A 21,013-nucleotide genomic window follows, 5' to 3' on the forward strand; every position below is an offset into this window, starting at 1 on the left:
TCGGGTTGCCCCCGCGTCAAAGGCGCAAAAGATAGGCACCATAGTCGTTTTTTCTATAGCGTTCAGCCTGCGCCTCCAGCTCGGCGCGGGTGATCCAGCCCAGTTCAAAGGCGATTTCCTCGGGGCAACCGGTCTGCAAACCCTGGCGCTGCTCCAAGGTGCGCACGAAGTTTCCGGCATCAAGAAGGCTTGCATGGGTGCCGGTATCCAGCCAGGCATAGCCGCGGCCCATACGTTCAACCGACAGGGCATCTTCGTTTAGATACATTTCCAGAAGGGTCGTGATCTCTAGCTCGCCGCGCGCCGAGGGGCGGACCTGGCGCGCGCGGGTGGACGCGGTGCCGTCAAGAAAATAGAGGCCCGTCACGGCGTAATGTGAGGGCGGCACCGGGGGCTTTTCGACAATCGCGCGGGCGCGGCCGCTGGGATCAAAGTCCACCACCCCATAGCGTTCCGGGTCAGACACGCGGTAGCCAAACACCGTGCCGCCTGTTGCCTTGGCATCCGCACGCGCCAGCAGATCTGACAGGCCCTGCCCGAAGAAAATATTGTCGCCCAGCACCATGGCCGAGGGTGCACCGGCCAGAAAGTCTTCGGCCAAAAGGTACGCCTGCGCCAACCCGTCGGGCGAAGCCTGCACGATCCAGGTAAACCGCAACCCCCATTGGCTGCCATCGCCCAGAAGGCGCTGAAACTGCAACTGGTCGTCGGGGGTGGTAATGATCGCAATATCGCGGATACCGGCCAGCATCAGCACCGAAATCGGGTAGTAGATCATCGGCTTGTCATAGATCGGCAAAAGCTGTTTTGAGATGCCCAGCGTGATCGGATAAAGCCGCGTCCCAGAGCCGCCCGCCAGAATGATACCTTTGCGCTGCATCTCAGTTTCCTTCCAATTCCTGCAAAACCTCGGCCAGCCCCAGCCGCCAATCCGGGCGCGCGATGCCAAACACCTGATCCAGCGCGCGGCAATCAAGCCGCGAATTCAGCGGGCGGCGGGCGGGTGTGGGGTAGTCGGAGGTGGGAATATCAATCACGTCAACCTGTCGTCCTGCCTGGGAAAAAATAGTTCGGGCGAAATCTGCCCATGATACGTCGGGGGTACCCGCATAGTGCCAAATGCCCGGCTTTCCACGCCCGTCAACCATTGCCGCGCCCATTTCCAGCAAGCTCTGGGCAACGGCACGGGCGGGTGTGGGGCCGCCGATCTGATCGGCAACAATCGAAAGCTGCGAGCGGTTTTCCGAAAGACGCAGCATGGTTTTTACGAAATTGGCACCATGGGCGGAAAACACCCATGAGGTGCGCAAGATACCGTGCCGCCCGCCCGCATCCCGCACGCCCCGTTCACCGGCAAGCTTTGTGCGCCCATAGGCACCTAACGGCCCGGTGGGTGCATCGACAGCCCAAGGCGCCGCGCCCGAGCCATCAAAGACGTAATCCGTTGATATGTGCAAGAATACGGCCCCGGTCGCGGCTGCGGCCTTCGCCATAGCCGTGGGGGCGGCAGCGTTGACCAGATGGGCGGTGGGTTCGTCTTCCTCGGCGCGGTCTACGGCGGTGTAGGCGGCGGCGTTGATGATCAGACGCGCGCCGCTTTCGGCCACGGCGCGGGCGCAGGTGTCGGGGGCGGTCAGATCAGCCTCGGCGCGCCCCAGAAATCGGGCATTGGGGGCAAGGCGGCGCAGTTCCTGTGCGACTTGCCCGGTTTGACCAAACACCAGAATGCTCATGACGCCACGCCAAGCCGGTTGCCGACGCCATCGCGCGCCAGCAACGGGCGCCACCATGCCTCATTTTTCAGATACCACGCGACGGTTTGGGCAATTCCCTGTTCCAGCGTCACCGACGGGCGCCAGCCCAGTTCCGTGCGGATGCGGGTGGGGTCGATGGCATAGCGTTGGTCATGGCCGGGACGGTCCGTCACAAAGGTGATCAGCCGGTCATGCGGCGCGGTTTGGGGGTGAAGGCGGTCCAGTGTTGTGCAGATCAGACGGACAAGGTCGATGTTGCGGGCCTCATTCTCGCCGCCGATGTTGTAGGTGCGCCCGACCTGGCCGCGCGCCAGCACGGTCAGCAGCGCATCGGCATGATCTTCGACAAACAGCCAGTCGCGCACATTCGATCCGTCGCCGTAAACCGGGATCGGTTGCCCGGCAAGTGCCTTCAATATGACGACGGGGATCAGTTTTTCAGGAAAGTGGAACGGCCCGTAATTGTTGGAACAATTCGTCACCAATACCGGCAGGCCATAGGTTTCACCCCAAGCGCGCACCAAATGGTCCGACGCTGCCTTTGACGCGGAATAGGGCGACCGCGGATCATAGGGCGTGTCTTCGGTAAATTTTCCAGCCGCACCAAGCGAGCCGTAAACCTCATCGGTCGAGATGTGGTGAAAGCGAAACCCCGCAGGGCGGCCCCGCGCAAGCCAATAGGCACGCGCGGCCTCAAGCAGGTTGAAGGTGCCGGTGACGTTGGTGTCAATGAATGCGCCCGGTCCGTCGATCGAACGGTCCACATGGCTTTCCGCGGCCAGATGCATGACCGCATCAGGCGCACGGGTGGCAAAGACGCGCGCCACCCCAACACGGTCACGAATATCGACCTTTTCAAACGTATAACCCGGATCATCCGCCACGCTGGCGACATTTTCAAGACAGGCGGCATAGGTCAGCGCATCAAGGTTGACCACCTGATGCCCGGCCGTAATCGCCTGACGCACCACCGCCGAACCGATGAACCCCGCGCCACCAGTAACCAGAATTTTCATCGCATACCCCAAACAACCGTCTTATGTGGCACTTGCCCGACCCGAACCAACAAAGTCCCTGACAAGCCGCCGAAATCATCTTTGTCCGATCAGGGCAAAATAGGCACCCCCGATCTTTTCCCATGTATAGCGCGCGCGGGCGATCCTGCCCATGTCTGCCCCGATCATCGCGGCAGACGGGGCGTCTATCAAGGGCAGGGTTTCGGAAAGCTCTGAAGATGTGGTGAAATACCGCGCCAGCCCTTCGGTCGTATGCCGATTGAAGGCGCAGCCATGCGCCAGTACCGGAATGGCGAAATGCATCATCTCGACCAGTGAGGGGTTTGTGCCCCCTGCCGAATGGCCGTGCACATATAGCCATGCACGGTCACGCAACGCGCGCAGGCGGGCGGGTTCGTAGACCGGATCCAGAAGGTGCAGGTTGGCCCGGCCCGCATAGGCCGCGCGCAGGCTGCGGCCATAGTCGCTGGCCGACCAGTTGCCCACAAAGACCAGGGGTTGGTCCGGCATTGCCGCAAAAGCCGCCAGAATCATCGCCACGTTGTTTTCCGGCTCAATCCGGCACAGCGCCAGCGCGTATCGTTCGGGCAGTTGCGGATCGGCCGCAGCCTCGGGCGGGGTGGCCAGCGCATGATCACCGCCGTAGGCAATGACATGGCAACCCGCGCCATAGGTCTGCGCCACATGATCAGCAATCGCCTGATTGTCAGCCACCACCACATCAGACCAGCGCACCGCCGCGCGTTCGGAAAGCCGCAAGATCAGCCGCGCCAATCCGCGCCACTTGTCGCGCTTCCATTCGACACCGTCGATATTGGTCACCACGCGCATCCGTCGCCCACGCGGGAACAGCCGCAAAAGCGGCAACGCCAGCGCCCCAGACACCCCCAGCAACAGCGCCGTATCAGTGCCGCGCCGTGCCGCATCAAACAGGGACCAGATATCATAGGGGATGCTTTGCACCCCATTCGCAGACAGAGGCAGATAGCGCAACCCGGCTGACAAAAACCGGCGCGGACGATCAGGATAGGCGCGCGCGCTGCAATAAACCGTCAGCCCCTCGGGGCGGCCCTGGCCCTGATGCTGGCGCACAATGTTTTCTGCCAGCGTCTCAAAGCCGCCGTAAACGCCCGGCACGCCAACGGTGCCCAGAATGGCAATCTGATGACATTTTCTCATTGCAGGAACCGGCGCCGGATTGCACCCAGCACATTGCGGTTGCGAGGCAGGTTCAGCACCAGCGACAAGCCGCCCTTCACCACCAATGGCGGCAGTTCGGCCATATAGCGCAGGCCCGACAGGCGCAGTTCAGCCACGTCATAGCCCATTGCGCGCATTTCGCGCGCGCAAAGGCGGTGACAGATGGCCAGTTCGCGCGCGCTTAGCCCGCCATTGCGCCAGCGGCCCGATGCCGTGGGGTTCAGCCCGCGTTGGCCCGGCCGGTCTGCCTTGGCCGATGAGCCGATGTCCTCTGCCGCCAGCATCGGCGGATGGAAGGCTATTCCCAGAAAGTCGCAGATACCGGCCACGGTATGCTGCGGCGCCTCCAAAAGATCTTCAAACCGGACGGTCAGCACCCCCTCAGCAGGGCCAAACGCGGCCCCCCGGCGCACAGCGGCCGACCAGAGTTTTGCCATCAGAACCGGATGGTAATTTGCCCAGACCCGGACCGCCTCGGCCAGGGGCATGTTCCATGAGCCGTGAAAATAGGTCCGCCATTTGTTCTTTTGCGACAGCATCACATCGCGCGGGTCACGCACCATGTTGATAAAACGCGCCTCGGGAAAGGCGGCGCGTATCTCGGTAATCGAGAACAGGTAGCGCGGGGTCTGTTCGCAGGAAATGGCCTTACCCGCGCGCAGCGTTTCATGGCGCAGCACCGCGCGGTAAAGCGATATTGGGTCTGCCCCCGCCTCGGCCAGTATCCGGTCCGGCGCCTGGCCCAAGGCCGCCGGATCGGGCCGCGCAAAGATATTGCCCCGGGCGGTGGTCAGCAGCCGCACGACCAGGGCGCGCGCGGCCCCGGGCGCCAATGTGGGCGGGGCCAGGATCGCCGCGGGGGTAATCAGGTTTTCAAAGAAATGCAGTTCCTCAAACGTGTTCACCTGCGGATGCGCGCCCAGTATCCGGCCCATCAGCGTGGTGCCGCTGCGGCTGTTGCCCACGACGAAGATCATGCGCCCTGCCCCTGCACCCAAGCCCAGGTTTCCGCCAGACCATCGCGCAAGTCGCGCTGCGGCTGCCACCCCAGATCACGCCGCGCGGCCGATACGTCCAGCACCACACGCGGCACATCAAACCCGCGCCCCGGTTTGCGTTCGGGCACCACAGGCGCGCCGATCACCACGCCGATCAGATCAATGATCTGCGCAATCGAATGCCCCTCTCCGCTGCCCGCGTTATAGATGCCGGTGACATCGCTTTGCGCGGCCCGCAGACACAAAGCCGCCAGATCCTTCACATGGATAAAGTCGCGCACGACGCTGCCGTCCCCCCATAGCTGGATCGGCTCCGCCTCTTTGATCTTGCGCAGATAGGTGCCGATAACGCCCTGCACCCCGCCATGCCCCTGCCGTGGCCCGTAGGGGTTGGAAGCGCGAAGCACGATGGGCCGCAGTCCGTGTAGATACTGCTCCATCCGCAGATAGTTTTCGACCGCGACCTTGACCACACCGTAGGAACTGATCGGCTGAAGGGGGTGGCTTTCGGGAACCGGGTCCGCCTTGGGCACCCCGTAAACCGTGCCGCCCGATGACAGATAAACCAGCCGCTGCGCCCCTGCGGCACGCATCAACGCCAACAGGCGCACCGTGTTGATCAGATTGCCCTGAATATCGGCCACCGGATCAAGATTCGAGGTCGCCGGAACCGTGGTGCTGATCAGATGAAAGACGCAGTCGACATCGGCCAGCGCCTCGGCCAGTGCGGCGGTATCGCCAAACTCGCCCTGAATAAACTGCACCCCGGCAGGTGTCGCGCGAAACCGCTCTGGTGCGCGATCAAAAACCCGCACGCGCAGGCCCGCCGCCAAAAGCGCATCCACCAGATGCGAGCCGATAAACCCGCTACCGCCGATAACCAGCGCCCTCATTGCGTGACCCTTTCGTAAATCGCCATCAGGCGGGTGTAGATCGCATCATCGGTGAATTCGGCCGCGACATAGGCCTGCGCGGCGGCACCCATGGCGGCAATCTGATCGTCGGGTGCGGCGGCCACATCACGCAGCAACGCGGCCAGTGCGGACGCATCGCTTGCCTCATAGGTCCAGCCATGGGGGCCAGCATCGACCAGTTCCGGAATACCGCCGCGCCTTGCGCCCACAACCGGCGTGGCCGCAGCGAACGCCTGCAAGATCACATAGGGAAAGTTCTCATGCCAAAGCGATGGCACCACGACCGCCCGCGCGCCCCGTAGCCAATCTGCCAGATCATCGCCCCAGGCCGGGCCAACAACGCGAACATTATCCAAGGTCGCGGCACGGGCGATGGTCTGATCCATATCCGGCCCATCACCGACAATCACCACCGGAACCTCGGGGGTCATTGCGGCCGCCTTCAGCAGCACCTGCACCCCCTTTTCATCAATCAATCGCCCAAAATAAAGCATGTAACGGCCGACATTTGGCGCAACATGATACTTTTTCGCGTCAAATGGGTTGCGCAGAAAATCAATCTGGACGCGGTCCTTACCCCAGAATTCTTCGGTCTTGCGCGCCATGAATTTGCTGGCAAACAGAAAGCACGACACATTTTTGCACCAGATATCGCGCCGATCATGGGCATAGGCCTCGATCATGCTGGCAGCACTGAATGCGGTCGACCCATGGCAGCAGCGGTTGACCAGCGCGCGGTGAAAGCGCCCGCCCTTGCACTCTTCGCAGTTGCGCCCGTTGTGGAACAGTTTGTAGTTCGGACAGAGGTGCTTGTAGTCGTTGCACGACAGCACGACCGGCACCCCAGCCTCTTTCGCCGCCTCAAGAATTGCAGGCGTCAGACGCACATAAATTGCAAATGCGTGAATCACATCGGGGCGGAATTCGGCTATCAGCCGGGCCATCGCAGCCTTGGCCTTGCGGTTGTAAACCAGCCCCGGCAAATGGCGCACCCGCGTCAAAAGACCACCTGCGCGGTAATCTACCGCCTCGGGAAAGTGTTCGACACCCGGCACATCCAGCCCCGGTTCCGCCGCCGAAAACATCGCCACAACATGACCCTGCGCACGCAAGACGCGTGCGACTTCGTGGTAAAACACCTCGGCGCCGCCTTGGACGGTGTAATTATTATGGGCAAGCAGAATGCGCATCAGACCAGACCTTGTTTGGTTTTTGAGTGACACCAAAGAAGGCGCCAATAACAATGAAGAAGTAGATATTATTGCTGGGGATTGAGATGAATAATTTGAGCGACACGAACATGGCAATAAAAACCAACAGCGCGGCCCGCAACAACGGTGGCTTGCGAAAACCGATAAGATCCGATCCGATTACGCGCCGAATAGCGACGATGGCAAACCCGATGAACAATAGCGGCGCGAATATCCCCCCCTCCAGCAACAATCGCAGCCAATAACTGTCAAGGCGATTGAGGAAATCCAGTTCATTGTGAAGACTTTGACGAACACCGAAACCGAAAAAGGGATTATTTTTCATCTGCTCAAAGACGATCAGATACTGAGATGCACGTTCCAGTGTGCTACGGTCTTCGTCGTCGTATAACCAGAAATTGCCAGTCTTACCCTCTTGGGCAAGGGACATGAAACTGTCAAAGCCGGAATAAAGGGCCACACCAATAACAGTGACAACCACAAACGCCGCGACAAGTTTCAGCAAAAACCCCCAATCCCCACGCCTCGATAAAACGAAGATTGCAGGAATCTCGATCGCATATAGAATCAAGCCAGCACGCGACCCTGTCCCCACCAAAAGCGCCGCCGCAACGAACATCGCCCCCGCCCAGATCATGCGAAGAAACCCTGACGCGGTATGGAAAAGGTATATGATCAAAGGTGTCGCAAGAACTGTAAACTCGGCCAGTAGCAGCGGATTATCAAACAGCGCCTGCAAGCGATAACTTGAATTACGGGTGATACCCGCCAGCACATCGTCCGACCCCGCCACCGCGCCGGACGCCAGGAACGTAACCAATGGTTTTGCAAATGAAGCCTCAATCAGACCCAGCAGGCCACTTAGCAGCACTGACAGGGTCATCGCGACCAGTAACTTACGAAAATCGTACTGTGTTTTGGTGAATACATAAAATATCAGGAAACACATCAGCGTGATTGAGACATCATCAAAGATATAAGGTAGAGAACTGACACCGGTTGCATAAAACGACATACTCAACTTCAATCCTGCCAATAAAATGAGGATGGTTGAAGATCGCTCTTGAAACAAAGCGTATTTTGCGCGGCGCCAGATCTTGGGATGCCTCATTAATTTGACGATAAAACACCCCAGCATCACCAGCAGCGCATAACGTGTGAATGAAAATGCCAATCCGGATTGGCCAATCGCAATTGACGTTGAGCGTGGAGACAGAGCAAGAAGGAAGGTGAAAAACAGCAGCGCCGCGCGATAACGAACGAAAGCAATACCTGTTATCAGGATGGCCTCAAAAATGAAATACATGGCACCCTTCCTGGAGGTCGTACGACATCACGTCGCCCCCTCGGGCATATGCATCCCCGCCAATACCCGCGCCGAAAACAGCAGCGCGCCAAGGTTGACTACCGCCATACAGACCGCATTGGCGATGGCGGCGCCCACCATTCCGTAAGCAGGGATCAGCAGCCACGACAACCCCAGCAACACCGCACAGGCGCCCAGCGACAGATCGCCCATGATCCGCTCGTTTCCGGTCATCATCAAAATCTGACCTGCCGCGCCACTGGCCACCGTGACCGCCTGCCCCACGGCGAGTATGGCCAGCACCGCCCCCCCCTGCGCGAATTCGGGGCCGAAAAGTCGCATCACCGCGCTGCCTTGAAATATCAAAAGCGCAAACAGCGGGCTGGTCAAAATACACAGCCCCAGTGTCATCCGGTTAGCCAGCCTTCGCAAAGTGGCCACCTCATCGCGCACAAACAGCTCAGACAATTTTGGCGCGAGGATCGTATTGACCGACACAAGCAGAAACGAAACCAGCAGCGCCACCCGCGTTGCCGCGCCAAAAATGCCCGCCTGATCGCCGCTCCCCCAAAAGCCCAGCAAGAACACTGGCGCCCATGGCAGGATCGCACGGGTGACGACACTCATCAACCAAAGCGGGCGGCAGCTATCCCAAAGCTCGGCCCAGCCGAAAACCGCTGGGGTATCGTGAGTGACAAACCCGCGCCGCCAAAACCACCAGCCCACCGCCGCGGCAAGCGCCGTTGCCACGAAATAAGTGGCGCTGGCGCCATCGGGGCCCAGAAGATGCACCATCGGCCAGATCAGCACCAACCCGAACAACGGGTAAAGCGCGCCCGCAACCAACATCGACGGGCCAATCAATTTTAACCCCTTCAGCGCTTCTGACAGCAACGACATGATCGAAAAGCTGACAATCGCCGCCCCCGCATAACGCAGTGGCCCGACAAGCGCCGGGCGATCAAATACCTGCGCGGCAAGAGGCGCTGCGAATACCATAAGACCCAGCGCCAGGGCGCCGGAACTGGCCAGTGTGACGCCCATCGCCAGCCTGAAGACGCTGCGTACCCGGCCCCAGTCTTGCAGCGCCACCCCGGCCGAGACAAAGCGCAATAGCGAATTATCCAGCCCCACCCGCACGATAACTGACCCGATCACAGTCACCGAAAGTGCTATAAAATAGGGGCCTGCACCCTCGGCCCCCAGTAGCCGCGCGATGACAATATTCAGGGCGAACGCCAGCCCTGCCCCAATGCCACGCAGCACGAATGCCACCACGGCACCTCTGAATATTTCACGATCATGCGCGTCAAAGCGATGAATTTGGCGGTTGGGGTGCGATGAATTCAGCGTTGTGTTCATCTGCGCCTCGTGCGCTGAAGGGGGGCACAATCGTTTAGCGCACCAAATATGCAAGCGCGCGTGACGCCATCGACAGAAACTTCATCACTCCTTAAAGTACTGATGCGAATGTGGCCGGACCAAAACGTGGAGGCAATATTTTGGTCAGTATTTTTCTTTACGCCGTTGGCGCATTGCTGATCTTCATGGCGGTGTCGCTGATACTGGTCATTGTTTTTCGCGTGCCGATCACCATTTTGAGTGATGTCAGACGGGCACGCCCACCCATCGGCCCCAGCCGCCAACCGCCACATTCCGGCCATTGCCATATTGCCCGGTGGGACCAAGGGGCCGAAATCGTTACAAGACCCAATGTCAACACCCATCCGCTAGCCCCGCACTGAGGGCGCGCGCATCGCCAATGTGCCAAATCCCGCGCTGACCCAATGCCGCGCTTGCATCACACGCCCGGCCCGGACCCAGTAAAGATTGGTAAATGACGGCCCCGTGGCACTGAAACAATTCTCGGCCATAAGCCGCGTGGAAACACTTTTACCGCCAATCTCGATATCTCGATTGCCCTGGGTTCGGATCTCACAAGTGAAGGCGTGGCGACGCACCCGGTCATCTCCGTTCAGCTCTTCATGCAAACGCTGGCTGTTGCCGTTCTGTCCCGTCAGCACCAGCACCACGGCAGCACCGGGGTCAATCGCCATCGCGTCATGGCCCAGCCCCCGGGTTGCCAGCAAAAAACCGTCGCGCGTGACCAGCCCTATGTTGGCAGCGTTGCGCCAGCTATGGGTGCCGCCACGCGATGCGACCTCGACAAACTCGGCTGATGTTCCGGCCGCCTCGTTAGCGAAAATCATGGTCGCGCGCCCTTGGTGGCGCAGCACTGCGTATTCATCCGCTGCGTCCCCGGTTGCTGCGGGGAACCCGCGCGCCACCAGCTGTGCCGCGCCCGTTTCCCCTAGCCCACATGCGGCAAGCAATAGGCACAAGGCCCAAAGGGTTACATTTTTCATCGCCAGAACCTCCCCCAGCGGTTGTTGAGGGTCAGGGCCTGGTCATCAGCGATCCGGTCGTAAAGCCGGCCCTGAACATCCAACCGGGCACCGCCATCACGCTGCACGGGGCGCAGGATGATATTGCCCGCAACGCGGGATGGTTTGCCGCTGACCCAATCCAGCGGTATCCGCAAGGTGATGCCCTTATCGAACGACCCTTCGCCAAAATCGGCGGCGCTGACATCGGTCAGCGTCACAAAAGCGCCAATCCGAAAGCCGTTGTTGAACCGGCGCTCTAGCGTAAAGGTGCCACCCCAGTCGCCCGCAAGGTAGCGCCCGGCATCAACGCGGCTGACGAAACCGTTTCCAATGTCATAGTAAACCGAGGCATGGCCCGTGATGACGTCGTAATCATCAAAACCCAGAATACTGTTGTAGTCGCGCTTGCGGGCATAGTTCAGCTCTGCCCCCAGCGCCAAACGGCTATCGGTGGGCTGCCACAAAAGCTCGGCGGATAGTCCGCCATACATTCTTTCAAGATGGCCGGCGGTAATCCGGCCAAACAGATCCGCCCCCGGTCGGAACAGGTATTCAGCGGTCAGGTGGCTGATTTCCGGGTCCGCGTTCTGATCAAAAAGCCCCGAGTCCGTTCTTACATGCGGCAGCGCGGAATTGGCCGCAAACCGGGTGGGGCCACGGTTCCCGACCACGCGTTTGCGAAGCTGGGTCGACAGCGTGATACCGGGGGCCAACTGATAATCCAGCCTCGCCTGAAACCCAAGGTCTAGCCGAACCGGTTTATCGGGGTCGAAATACGACGGCGCGAGATAGGGGGAAAGGCCAAAGCGCGTGTTCGGAAACACCCCCGGCATAGGTGCCAATGCCCGCCCCGGTTGCTGGATGATACTGCGCGCGGCCATTGCCTGCGCGCCGCCCGGCATATTTTCATAGCGCTCCAGATCAGCGCGTTGAAGCGTGACCTCAGAAATCTCCATCCCGGATCTGGCCAGCCGGATATGCAGCGTCTCAACCTGCGACGGCAGATGGTTGGCCATAACCCGCGCCGCCCGCCCGACCGCCTGCGCCGAGGCACCCCAAGCGGCGTTTTCAACCGTCACCGTGGCGGCCCGGCCCTCTACCGCGACCCCCTGCACCAAAAGACCCTGCCCGCGCAGCGCCGCGACCAGATCCACGGGTACTGCCCGGCCCGCAGAGGCAAAAACCGCCCCCTGCCATGCCGCCATATCCACCACCGGGCGTGGCTGGATCGGCGGTGGGGCGGTATCAAGCCCGGACGGCAGCCGGGGCCGCCCCGGTGCCAGCGCGTGGCTGTAGCTTAGCGCAAACTGCGTGCCGTAAAAGCTGTGCAAGCCAATCTGATCGCCATTGCGCAATGCGTATTTTGCGCTGAAATTGAAGGGCGTCTTTTGCTGGTAGCCGGTGCGGTCGCGTTCCAGATCATAGGCGTCCGATGAATATTCGGCCGACAGCGTCAGCCGATCTGTCGCGCGCCAGTCGATACCCGCAAACAGCGCAGCATCGCCCGAAAACAGCCGGCCAAGCTCAACCTGCCCGCCGGTCGCCCCGGCACCTGCGGAACTGTCGGCGGTTGGCTTGCGGGTTTCCAAAGCGGACCCCAGAAATGACAACGGATTCTTGAAACCGTGATGCGTCCCCAATCGTCCCCAGCCGATACCGCCCGTTACGGTGAAACGCTCGCCCAGGTGTTTGCTGGCCACCAGATACTCTGACGAGAGTATCCCGGTGCCCAGAAAATCGGTCATTCCCACGGTCACGGCCGGCAACCGCCGCCCCTCTCGCAAAAGTTGATAGCGTAGATCGAAACTGCGGTCGTAGTTCGCGGCCAGCCCGGTGCTTTGCCCCTCAAGATAGCCATAGCGAAATGTCCCACCCAGCCGGTCGGTGATCTGAAAATCAAGGCTGGCCTGACGGCTACCGCCACGAGTGCTGAGGTTCAGACCCAACGTGTCACGCGGCGGCATGAACGCCGAGGGCATGTCCGTGTAACCCGGTGTTCCCATCAGCGAACGGCTGGGGTTTTCCTCTGCGTTGGCGGCCGTCACGCAGGTTGCCAGCGCAGCCGCCAGAACACACGCATGTGTGTGGCGGCCAAACTGGCGCCAAAGCGGAATCAGGGACCTACCATGGCGTGAACCAGGCTTCTTACCGGTCATCTATACCTCTTGTTGGGCTACAGGGCAGCATGATCAGCACGCGCACCATCGGGCACGCTGTGAATATTTATCAATCTATTAAAAGTTGTCTATTGTAAATTGATTATACTTAAGGTTGTATTTTGATAATTATGAATTCAACGCGCAGGGTCACGCTTTCTGGTCGATGTTCACAACGAAGGTTGCCGTTGCGGCAGCCCTCTTAACGGCCCCGATTGATGTGGTTGTTGGGTGGGCAGTTCTGCGGCACGACCAACAGCACCCGCCTTTTTGCGGTTTTGGAGTAAAGACATATGTCCTTGGCGTCAGTCATTCCATTTGGCCATCTGGCCACTTTTGCGGTGTCTTTCCTGATTTCCGCACTCTTGATCGCCACAAAATCAAGGCATTTGCATCGAACCACGCGCATCAGCGATGACAAGGCGATTCAGGCCGCTCATCTGGTTGCCACACCACGCATCGGGGGGGTTGCAGTCGTCACCGCATTGATCGCTGGGGTACTTTTGTTCGCGCCATCGGGCCTGGAGCGGCTATTTGCGATATTCATGCTTTCGGTCATTCCGGTTGCCGCAGCAGGGCTGGCCGAGGATCTGGGGGTTCGCATCAGCCCGCGCGGCAGGCTTGTTGCGGCGGCCGCCTCTAGCCTGGTGGTGATAGGACTGTTGCAGATCTGGCTGACCAAAAGCCACATGCCCGGCCTTGATTTGCTTTTGCATCTCGCGCCGATGGCAATCTTGTTCACGGTTTTTGCAGTCACCGGCATCTGCCATGCTGTCAACCTGATTGACGGTGTAAATGGGTTAGCCGCAGTGACAGCCATGCTGATCGCAATGGGGCTGGGCGCAATCTGTCTTCAGGCCGGGCTTGATAACCTGGCTTTCATGGTGCTGCTGATCGTGCCGGCTGTGTTGGGTTTTTTCATTTTCAACTTTCCGGCGGGAAAAATCTTTCTGGGCGATGGCGGGGCCTATACCTTGGGTCATGTGCTTGGCTGGTTTGCTATTTTGGTTATTCAGGCATCCACAGAAGTGACCCCTTGGGCCGTGCTTTTGGTGTTCTTTTGGCCCGTGGCTGACACTGCATTGGCAATTTACCGCCGCAAGCATGCCGGGCGCCCCACGCATCAACCCGACCGTCTGCATTTTCATCAACTGATCATGCGGGCGCTGGAACTGGTGATTATGGGGCGCCAACAACGTGCCATCAGCAACCCGCTGACAACCTTGATCCTGACACCATTCATTGCCGCCCCCGTGCTATGCGGGATTGTGCTTTGGGATCGTCCGGCAGAGGCGTGCGCGGCGTTTGTGCTGTTCGGCGTCGTCTTCATGATGACATATGCCACCGGTCTTGCGTTTGCCAAACGCCGCGGCCAACCCCTGATTTCGCGGATAAGCCTAACCCCCGAAACTGCCGGTCTACATCACCTGTGACCCCTGCGAGGCGGTGCAAGACGTCGGCCAGTGTTATCATTTTCTTGGGGATTATGGCTTAGCAACCAAGGAGGAAACTTTGAAAGGAACACGGATCATGCGCATGCCAGCAATCCTAACCATCTTTATGGCGATAGTCGCAGGCACAGCCCAGGCGCAAGACACCACCGCCAGCGAGACGTTGAATATCCCGCCTATTGCCGAAGCAACCAACTTTGTGCCGTTCCTGCTGCCCGCCGTTCTGGCAGGCGCGGCCGTTACGGCGGCGGCCGCAGGCAGCAGTTCATCCGCCACGGCAACGGCAGATTGACCCAAACGCGGCGCCCGTAGATCTGCATTTCCATTCATTTTCGCGATGGCGCGACGCAGGCAAGATGCACGGCTGTTTCCCAGGCAATGCACCGCTGCGCCAAAGCATCTGGCAGCGGTTCATCAATGAATATCGCGTCAATCTCTGAGAGCGACGCCAACCGAACGGGTGCCGAGCGCCCCAGTTTTGAACTATCCGCCACCAAAAACGTCTGTCGGGATTGTTGAATGATCGCGCGCGACACCCTTACCTCGGGCAGATCAAAATCCAAAAGATCGCCGTCGCAATCCAGTGCCGAGGTGCCGATAACAGCAAAATCCACCTTGAACTGCTTGATGAACTCTGTCGTCAGATCGCCCACAAGCCCACCATCTGACCGGCGCAACGCCCCCCCCGCGACCATGATTTCGCAGCTTTCATTCGCAACGAGAATATTTGCCACGTTGATATTGTTCGTCACCACAGTAATATTGCTATGATGCAATAATTCACGCGCAACAGCTTCGGTCGTGGTGCCAAGGTTCAGGATCATCGACGCGTTGTTGGGAATGGCCGCCGCACAGGCGCGGCCGATGGCCGTTTTTGCCGCCTCATGCATCCGGCGGCGCGCCGCATACCCGATGTTCGAGACACCTTTTCGCATGACGGCGCCCCCATGCACACGGTCAAGCACGCCCGCTTCGGCCATCTCGGTCAGGTCACGCCGGATCGTTTGCAGCGTGACATTGAACCGGTCGGCAAGGGCTTCGACCACAACCCGGCCTTCGACCCGGGCAATGTTCAAAATTTCGGTTTGCCGCAAATTCAACGCCATACACCCACCCCCTCCGGTGACTTTTTCCATTCGGCACATTTGGCCCGATACAATGCGCGAATTGGTTTCGTTTTTTCCTTATTCGCATAATAGCGAAAGAATCCTTTGACAAACAGCGCTATTTAGCGCCCTCTATCCGAAAAGCTGAAGGAAAGAGAGCATCGTGGCTGTGACGCAACCTTGTGATTCGCCGGTCGATCTGTTCATCATCGGCGGCGGCATAAACGGCTGTGGTATTGCGCGCGATGCGGCGGGGCGCGGGCTTTCGGTGCGGCTGGCCGAGATGGGCGATCTGGCGCAGGCCACCTCCAGCGCATCGACAAAACTGTTTCACGGCGGCTTGCGCTATCTGGAGTATTTTGAATTTCGCCTTGTTCACGAGGCATTGACCGAACGCGAAACATTGCTGGTGGCAATGCCCCATATCAGCTGGCCGATGCGGTTTGTCCTGCCTTACCACCGCGACATGAGGTTTGAAGGCGACACCCCCACCTCAAAGCTGCTGCGCCTGTTCATGCCGTGGCTGCGGGGCCAACGCCCGGCATGGCTGATCCGATTAGGGTTGTTTTTATACGACAATATGGGGGGGCGGAAAATTCTGCCGGGCACCCGCACCTTGGATCTGACCCAGGATGCGGCAGGCAAACCGCTGAACCCGAAATTCACGCACGCCTACGAATATTCAGACTGCTGGGTCGAAGACAGCCGCCTGGTTGTACTGAATGCCCGCGACGCCGAGGCGCACGGGGCTGAGATTCTGGTTCGCACCAAAGTTGTTTCGGCCCACCGCGACGGGGCCTTGTGGCACATCACCACCGAAAGCCCCGCGGGCACCCGCCAACACCTTGCCCGCACGCTGGTCAATGCGGCCGGTCCCTGGGCGGAAGAAGTGATCCGAAACCGCATCCACATCAAATCAACCGAGGGGGTGCGTTTGGTGCGCGGCAGCCATATCGTCACCCGACGTCTGTTTGACCACGACCGTTGCTATTTCTTTCAGGGTCACGATGGACGGATCTGTTTTGCGATCCCCTATGAGCAGGATTTTACCCTGATTGGCACCACGGATCAAGACCACCATGGCCCCCCCGGCGACGCCCGCTGCACCGAGGCGGAGCAGGATTACCTTTGCGCCTTCGTGTCGGAATATCTGACACGGCCAGTGACCCGGGATGATATCGTCTGGACCTATTCCGGCGTGCGCCCGCTATACAATGACGGGGCGACCTCGGCCACGGCTGCCACCCGCGACTATGTGCTTAGCCTTGATAGCGATGGCGCACCGCTGTTGAACGTGTTTGGTGGCAAGATCACGACCTATCGACGGCTGGCCGAAGCAGCCTTGGTCAAGCTTGCGCCGACTTTCCCTGCGCTTGGCAATAAATGGACGGCCCGGGTGCCGCTGCCGGGGGGGGATTTTCCGTATGATGGGGTGGCGGCGCTGACGGCCGCGCTGAAGGCGGATTATCCGTTTCTGACCGACTATTGGGCCGGACGGCTGATCCGCGCCTATGGCACTGAGGCGCGCGAGGTTTTGGGAGAGGCCCGCACCGCCGCCGATCTGGGGCGAAATTTCGGGGCCACCCTGACCCAGGCAGAACTACGCTGGCTGATGACGCGCGAATACGCCTGCACGGCTGAGGACGTGGTTTGGCGGCGCTCAAAACTGGGGTTGCGGCTGAGCGAGGATCAGATCTCGGCGCTAGCCGCCTTTATGGCCGAGGAAGCGTCCCGAGGCAAATGAGCGCCATCGAGTGCCGGCCATGGGCTTAGGCGTAGCCGGTCTTTCCGCGCCTTGTTGCCGATGCGGGTTTATGCTGGCAACGTAGTTTGAGTATTTTTGCCAAAAAAAAGCCTGTACATCAAAAAGGATCCGACAATGCCCCATATTCTGGCGATTGATCAGGGAACAACATCATCACGGGCGATCGTGTTTGATGGGGCGATGCGGGTCACGGCGGTGGCGCAAGAGGAGTTTGAGCAGCATTTTCCGGCCTCGGGGTGGGTTGAACATGATCCCGCAGAGCTATGGCGCACGGTGGTTGCAACCGGCCGCGCCGCAATTGCAAAGGCCGGGCTGGCAGCGGGCGACATTGCCGCTATCGGGATTACCAACCAGCGGGAGACGACCATTGTGTGGGACCGGGCAACCGGAGAGCCGTTGCACTGGGCGATTGTGTGGCAGGACCGCCGCACCGCCGCCATGTGCGAGGCGCTTGAGGCGGCCGGTCATGGGCCTGAGATCAGCGCGAAGACCGGGCTGTTGCTGGACCCTTATTTTTCTGCCACCAAACTGCGGTGGATTCTGGATAATGTGGAAGGTGCGCAGACGCGGGCCGAAGCGGGCGAATTGGCCTTTGGCACGGTGGATTGCTTTTTGATCTGGCGGCTGACGGGCGGGCGGGTTCATGCCACCGATGCCACAAACGCGGCCCGGACCATGCTTTATAATATTGGCGAAGGGCAGTGGGATGAGGCAATCTGCAAGCTGCTGAACATTCCGATGGCGATGCTGCCCGAGGTCCGCGACTGTGCCGCCGATTTCGGAGTGACACAGAAAGACGTGTTTGGCGGGGAGATACCTATTGCCGGGGTGGCGGGGGATCAGCAGGCCGCCACCCTGGGGCAGGCGTGTTTTCAACCCGGGATGATGAAATCGACCTATGGGACGGGGTGTTTTGCGTTGCTGAACACCGGGGGTCAAAGGGTTCAAAGCCAAAACAGGCTGCTGACGACCATTGCCTATCAGTTGGACGGCACGCCCACCTATGCGCTGGAGGGGTCGATCTTTATCGCGGGGGCGGTGGTGCAATGGCTTCGCGATGGGCTCGGGTTGATTCGAAACGCGGGCGATACGCAGTCATTGGCGAAAACCGCTGACCCGGCACAGGATGTTGTGGTGGTTCCGGCGTTCACCGGTTTGGGGGCACCGTGGTGGCAGCCCGATTGCCGTGGTGCGGTGTTCGGGTTGACCCGCAATTCCGGCCCGGCCGAGATAGCACGGGCAGCGCTGGAAAGCGTCGGCTTTCAAACGCGCGATCTGTTGGAGGCGATGCGCGCGGATTGGCCGGAGGCGACCGAAGGCGTGTTGCGGGTGGATGGCGGCATGGCTGCGTCAGATTGGACGATGCAGTTTTTAGCCGACATCATCGGCGCACCGGTCGACCGGCCACAGATTACCGAGACAACTGCGCTTGGGGCTGCGTGGCTGGCGGGCATGTATGTAGGGGTTTACCCAAGCGCCGCGCGTTTTGCCCAAGGCTGGGCACTGGAACGACGATTTACGCCCGCAATGGATGCGCAGACCCGCGCGGCAAAATACGGGCGTTGGGGCCGTGCTGTAGCGGCGACGATGGCGTTTTAAGGTGCCATAGCCGAGGTTTTACCCCTGATTCATGGCGGGCATCCTAACATGGTGGATGTGTCACCGGGTAGGACCGGCGCGCTTGGGGGCGGGTGAGATGGTTTAGATAGCGATAAAAGAAACAAGATTACGCGATTAGCGTGGTGACGAAAGGAGCTTGGGCTTGCCTTTGGGCGCCGAGTATTGTTCCTGAACCGTAAAAAGGAACTCATCATGCCTCATTACCGCTCCAGAACATCAACCCACGGACGTAACATGGCCGGCGCACGCGGTCTGTGGCGTGCCACGGGAATGAAAGACGACGATTTCGGTAAGCCGATCATCGCCATTGTCAATTCGTTCACCCAGTTCGTGCCGGGCCATGTTCATCTTAAGGATCTGGGCCAACTGGTCGCGCGTGAGGTCGAGGCAGCTGGCGGTGTTGCCAAGGAATTCAACACCATCGCGGTGGATGACGGCATTGCCATGGGCCATGACGGGATGCTTTATTCCCTGCCCTCGCGTGAGATCATCGCAGATTCCGTTGAATACATGGTCAATGCCCATTGCGCTGATGCGATGGTGTGCATTTCCAACTGTGACAAGATCACCCCCGGCATGCTGATGGCGGCCCTGCGGCTGAACATTCCGGTGGTGTTCGTGTCCGGCGGCCCGATGGAGGCCGGCAAGGTCGTGCTTGAGGATGGCAGCGTGAAGGCGCTGGATCTGGTCGATGCAATGGTCGCCGCCGCCGATGACAGCATGAGCGATAGTGACGTGGCGGCGATTGAACAGTCAGCCTGCCCCACCTGCGGGTCATGTTCGGGCATGTTTACCGCCAATTCGATGAACTGCCTGACCGAAGCCTTGGGCCTGTCGCTACCCGGCAACGGGTCGATGCTGGCCACCCATGCTGACCGCAAACGCCTGTTTGTGGAGGCCGGGCATCTGATCGTCGATCTGGCAAAGCGTTATTATGAGGGCAACGATACCCGCGTATTGCCGCGCAACATCGTCACCCTCAGCGCGTTTGAAAATGCGATGCGGCTCGACATTTCCATGGGCGGGTCGACCAATACTGTTTTGCACCTGTTGGCGGCCGCGCATGAAGGCGGGGTCGATTTCACGATGGCCGATATCGACCGCTTGTCGCGGCAGGTGCCGGTACTGTGCAAGGTGGCCCCGGCCAAGGACAACGTGCATATGGAAGACGTGCACCGCGCTGGGGGTATCATGGCGATTTTGGGCGAACTGGACCGGGCGGGGTTGCTGGATACATCAGTCAGCATGATCCACGCGCCGACGATGAAGGACGCGCTGGACCGCTGGGACGTGGTGCGCAGCACCTCGGCCGCTGTGCATGAGTTTTACCGCGCAGCCCCAGGCGGCGTTCCGACGCAAGAGGCGTTTTCGCAAGATCGGCGGTATGACAGTCTTGATACCGACCGTGTCCACGGCGTTGTGCACAGCGCCGAACACGCGTTTTCACAAGATGGCGGGCTGGCGGTGCTTTACGGCAACCTCGCAGAAGAGGGCTGCATCGTGAAGACGGCCGGGGTTGATGACTCGATCCTCGCGTTCACCGGGCCCGCACATATTTTCGAAAGCCAGGATGACGCTGTTTCGGGCATTCTGACCGGCAAGGTGAAACCCGGCGAGGTGGTCTTGATCCGCTACGAAGGGCCGCGCGGCGGACCGGGCATGCAGGAAATGCTGTACCCGACCAGCTACCTCAAATCGAAGGGGTTGGGGACGGTCTGCGCACTGGTCACTGACGGGCGGTTTTCGGGCGGGTCATCGGGCCTGTCGATCGGCCACGTTTCCCCCGAAGCGGCCGAAGGCGGCATGATCGGGTTGGTCGAACAGGGCGACATCATCGAGATCGATATCCCGAACCGAAAGATCCAACTGGCGGTGGACGACGCGATCCTGCAAGCGCGCCGCCAGGCGCAAGAGGCGGCGGGCTGGCAACCCAAGGCGCCGCGTAAACGCCGTGTCAGCACTGCGCTAAAGGCCTATGCCGCACTAACGTCAAGCGCCGCCAAGGGCGCAGTGCGTATCGTCTAATGGGGGCCAGCCTGCGCACTATCAGGGTTTTGCGTGGGTCACGCGGTGCGTATTTGGGCGTGCCGCGGACTGCCCGCATCGTTTGGCATCAGCAGATGTTGCCA

17 protein-coding genes are annotated in these 21,013 nt (G+C 60.0%); 5 read left to right on the forward strand and 12 right to left on the reverse strand.

Going from position 1 to position 21,013, the window contains the following annotated elements; all coding sequences use genetic code 11:
• Positions 1 to 16 precede the first annotated feature (16 nt).
• The 11 genes from rfbA to ACM62R_RS00370 form a co-directional block, all read right to left on the reverse strand.
• Positions 17 to 880, reverse strand: coding sequence for a glucose-1-phosphate thymidylyltransferase RfbA (gene rfbA / locus ACM62R_RS00320; protein WP_415182072.1), 864 nt, complete (start codon positions 878 to 880; stop codon positions 17 to 19).
• A 1-nt stretch (position 881) separates the two neighbouring features.
• Positions 882 to 1,733, reverse strand: coding sequence for a dTDP-4-dehydrorhamnose reductase (gene rfbD, locus ACM62R_RS00325; RefSeq protein WP_415182073.1), 852 nt, complete (start codon positions 1,731 to 1,733; stop codon positions 882 to 884).
• Positions 1,730 to 2,770, reverse strand: a complete 1,041-nt coding sequence (gene rfbB / locus ACM62R_RS00330; RefSeq protein WP_415182074.1) for a dTDP-glucose 4,6-dehydratase — start codon at positions 2,768 to 2,770, stop codon at positions 1,730 to 1,732. The genes rfbD and rfbB overlap by 4 nt, the downstream gene beginning before the upstream one ends.
• Positions 2,771 to 2,845: 75 nt before the next feature.
• Positions 2,846 to 3,949: a DUF1972 domain-containing protein gene (locus tag ACM62R_RS00335; protein WP_415182075.1), complete on the reverse strand. Its 1,104-nt coding sequence runs from the start codon at positions 3,947 to 3,949 to the stop codon at positions 2,846 to 2,848.
• Positions 3,946 to 4,947, reverse strand: coding sequence for a sulfotransferase family protein (locus ACM62R_RS00340; RefSeq protein ID WP_415182076.1), 1,002 nt, complete (start codon positions 4,945 to 4,947; stop codon positions 3,946 to 3,948). Before ACM62R_RS00340 ends, ACM62R_RS00335 begins: the two co-directional genes overlap by 4 nt.
• Positions 4,944 to 5,861, reverse strand: a complete 918-nt coding sequence (locus ACM62R_RS00345; protein ID WP_415182077.1) for an NAD-dependent epimerase/dehydratase family protein — start codon at positions 5,859 to 5,861, stop codon at positions 4,944 to 4,946. The genes ACM62R_RS00340 and ACM62R_RS00345 overlap by 4 nt, the downstream gene beginning before the upstream one ends.
• Entirely contained in the window at positions 5,858 to 7,072 is a 1,215-nt protein-coding gene (locus ACM62R_RS00350) for a glycosyltransferase (RefSeq protein ID WP_415182078.1), read from the reverse strand. The genes ACM62R_RS00345 and ACM62R_RS00350 overlap by 4 nt, the downstream gene beginning before the upstream one ends.
• Entirely contained in the window at positions 7,050 to 8,399 is a 1,350-nt protein-coding gene (locus ACM62R_RS00355; RefSeq protein ID WP_415182079.1) for an O-antigen ligase family protein, read from the reverse strand. The genes ACM62R_RS00350 and ACM62R_RS00355 overlap by 23 nt, the downstream gene beginning before the upstream one ends.
• Positions 8,400 to 8,426: 27 nt before the next feature.
• The gene (locus ACM62R_RS00360; protein WP_415182080.1) at positions 8,427 to 9,761 is read right to left on the reverse strand and encodes an oligosaccharide flippase family protein; all 1,335 of its coding nucleotides are present in this window, start codon (positions 9,759 to 9,761) and stop codon (positions 8,427 to 8,429) included.
• 368 nt (positions 9,762 to 10,129) lie between these two features.
• Positions 10,130 to 10,765: a YjbF family lipoprotein gene (locus ACM62R_RS00365; RefSeq protein ID WP_415182081.1), complete on the reverse strand. Its 636-nt coding sequence runs from the start codon at positions 10,763 to 10,765 to the stop codon at positions 10,130 to 10,132.
• Entirely contained in the window at positions 10,762 to 12,942 is a 2,181-nt protein-coding gene (locus ACM62R_RS00370; RefSeq protein WP_415182082.1) for a YjbH domain-containing protein, read from the reverse strand. Before ACM62R_RS00370 ends, ACM62R_RS00365 begins: the two co-directional genes overlap by 4 nt.
• A gap of 389 nt (positions 12,943 to 13,331) precedes the next feature.
• On the opposite strand from ACM62R_RS00370, the gene ACM62R_RS00375 reads away from it, so the two are divergent.
• Together ACM62R_RS00375 and ACM62R_RS00380 are read left to right on the forward strand one after the other, a co-directional pair.
• Positions 13,332 to 14,375, forward strand: coding sequence for an MraY family glycosyltransferase (locus ACM62R_RS00375; protein ID WP_415182083.1), 1,044 nt, complete (start codon positions 13,332 to 13,334; stop codon positions 14,373 to 14,375).
• Positions 14,376 to 14,472: 97 nt separating this feature from the next.
• Positions 14,473 to 14,685, forward strand: a complete 213-nt coding sequence (locus ACM62R_RS00380; protein ID WP_415182084.1) for a hypothetical protein — start codon at positions 14,473 to 14,475, stop codon at positions 14,683 to 14,685.
• A 34-nt stretch (positions 14,686 to 14,719) separates the two neighbouring features.
• Here ACM62R_RS00380 and ACM62R_RS00385 read toward each other — a convergent pair whose 3' ends face one another.
• The gene (locus ACM62R_RS00385) at positions 14,720 to 15,499 is read right to left on the reverse strand and encodes a DeoR/GlpR family DNA-binding transcription regulator (RefSeq protein WP_415182085.1); all 780 of its coding nucleotides are present in this window, start codon (positions 15,497 to 15,499) and stop codon (positions 14,720 to 14,722) included.
• Positions 15,500 to 15,668: 169 nt separating this feature from the next.
• Here ACM62R_RS00385 and glpD point away from each other — a divergent pair, with 169 nt between their 5' ends.
• From glpD to ilvD, 3 genes are all read left to right on the forward strand, one after another.
• Positions 15,669 to 17,243: a glycerol-3-phosphate dehydrogenase gene (gene glpD / locus ACM62R_RS00390; protein WP_415182113.1), complete on the forward strand. Its 1,575-nt coding sequence runs from the start codon at positions 15,669 to 15,671 to the stop codon at positions 17,241 to 17,243.
• 135 nt (positions 17,244 to 17,378) lie between these two features.
• Positions 17,379 to 18,863: a glycerol kinase GlpK gene (gene glpK, locus ACM62R_RS00395; RefSeq protein ID WP_415182086.1), complete on the forward strand. Its 1,485-nt coding sequence runs from the start codon at positions 17,379 to 17,381 to the stop codon at positions 18,861 to 18,863.
• Between the two features lie 213 nt (positions 18,864 to 19,076).
• On the forward strand, positions 19,077 to 20,909 hold the full coding sequence (gene ilvD, locus ACM62R_RS00400; RefSeq protein ID WP_415182087.1) for a dihydroxy-acid dehydratase: 1,833 nt from the start codon (positions 19,077 to 19,079) through the stop codon (positions 20,907 to 20,909).
• Positions 20,910 to 21,013 lie beyond the last annotated feature (104 nt).

It is taken from the genome of Phaeovulum sp. (assembly GCF_047638075.1).
In the GTDB taxonomy this organism is placed as follows: domain Bacteria; phylum Pseudomonadota; class Alphaproteobacteria; order Rhodobacterales; family Rhodobacteraceae; genus UBA6197.